The organism is Kitasatospora sp. NPDC056783, assembly GCF_042789895.1.
GTDB lineage: Bacteria > Actinomycetota > Actinomycetes > Streptomycetales > Streptomycetaceae > Kitasatospora.
The window spans coordinates 1-1,530 of record NZ_JBHUAF010000697.1; the positions used below are offsets into that span (position 1 = coordinate 1).

Genomic DNA, 1,530 nt, shown 5'->3' on the forward strand with positions numbered 1-1,530 from the left:
CCACGGAGAGGGCCGTCCATCACCTTGAGTACCTCTCACGGAACCCTCGAAGCGCGCCTGGAGCTCGGCCGTCGCCTACGGGCACTCCGTACGGCAGCCTCGATCGACGGCCGCACCCTGGCGGCCCGTCTCGGCTGGTCCGCCAGCAAGGTCTCCAAGCTCCAACTCGGGCGCCAGTCCCCAACTGTGGACGACCTCCGCGCCTGGGCGGTCGCCTGCGGCTCTCCCGAGGCCGCGGCCGACCTCGTCATCCTGCTCCGCGACCTCAACGACCGCTACGCCCCATGGCGACACGAACTCCACCACGGCCACGCCGCCGTCCAACAGGCCTGGGCCACCATGGAGGCCGGCGCCCAGACCATCCGCACCTTCGAATCCTGTTTCGTCCCGGGACTCCTCCAGACCGCCGACTACGCCGCCGCCCGCTTCCGCGAGAGCGCTTGGCTCAATGCCGTCCCACCGGACACCGCTGCCGCCGTGGACGCCCGCCTCGCCCGCCAGAAGCTCCTGTGCTCACCGGGCAACCGGCGATGGCACATCCTCATCACCGAGGCGGTCCTCCGCTTCGGGACCGCCTCCGTCGAAGTGATGCGCGCCCAGATCGAGCGGCTGGTCTCGGCCACGACCCTCCCCGCCGTGCGTCTGGGCATCGTGCCGTTCCGCACCCGGCTTCCGGTCTCCCCTGCGCATGCTTTCTGCATCCTCGACGACCGCCAGGTCGTGGTGGAGGTGCTCAACGCCGAGCTGCGACTGGGTCTGCCCGAAGAGGTCACGCAGTACCGCAGAGCGTTCGACATGCTGGCACCCAGCGCCCTCTACGACTCGGACGCCCGCCGGCTGCTCGCCGCAGCCGCCGAGAGCTGGATCTGAGAAATCCCCAGAAATCCTGCCAGGATTCTCCCTCACCCACGCCAAGGTAGTGACTCCTCGGATCGGATCGATCACCCTCGGCATCTTTCTGCGGGTCGACGCATCATGCTCCAACCCGGCCCAACTCCCGGAGGCACCACGTGCACTGGCACACCTACCTGTGGTCTGGTGACGGGCAGCAGCTCAAGAGCGAGGCTCCTCGACGACCCGCACCCGAGGCCGGCTTCAGGACCTCGACCATGCCGCCCATGATGACGGGCTGGTGGCTGCTGAAGCCGCCCTCACTGATCTCCTCCACCCTCTCGGCCCCGGACGAAACCATCGCCTGGCTTCAGTCCCACTACGAGGAGAGCCCTCCGCCACCCGTCCAGGCCGAGCAGCTCCCGCTCAAGGCACGGGCCGAGTACGCCGCCGAAGCCCTCACCGGCGGCTCCGACGTGGTGTGGGCGTACTGGCAGCAGGAAGCCGGCCCGCGTTTTGTCCACCTGGCTGCGGTCTGCTGCCCCAATCGGGTCTGGCCCGCCATCCCGTGCCCGGTTGACGAGATCCGCGGCGTCTGAGCCATAAACGCGAAGAACCCCCATCCGGAAACCGGATGGGGGTTCATTCACAATAATTGTTCGGCGGCGTCCTACTCTCCCACAGGGTCCCCCCTGCAGT

The 1,530-nt window shown here is 68.4% G+C and carries 2 protein-coding genes; both read left to right on the plus strand.

Annotated features, from left to right (window positions below; genetic code table 11):
- Positions 1-24: 24 nt before the first annotated feature.
- A complete protein-coding gene (locus ACFRMQ_RS40670; protein ID WP_380735959.1) occupies positions 25-870 on the plus strand; it encodes a helix-turn-helix domain-containing protein in 846 nt (281 codons plus the stop codon).
- A gap of 140 nt (positions 871-1,010) precedes the next feature.
- Positions 1,011-1,430: a hypothetical protein gene (locus ACFRMQ_RS40675; RefSeq protein ID WP_380735960.1), complete on the plus strand. Its 420-nt coding sequence runs from the start codon at positions 1,011-1,013 to the stop codon at positions 1,428-1,430.
- The last annotated feature ends 100 nt before the right edge of the window (positions 1,431-1,530 follow it).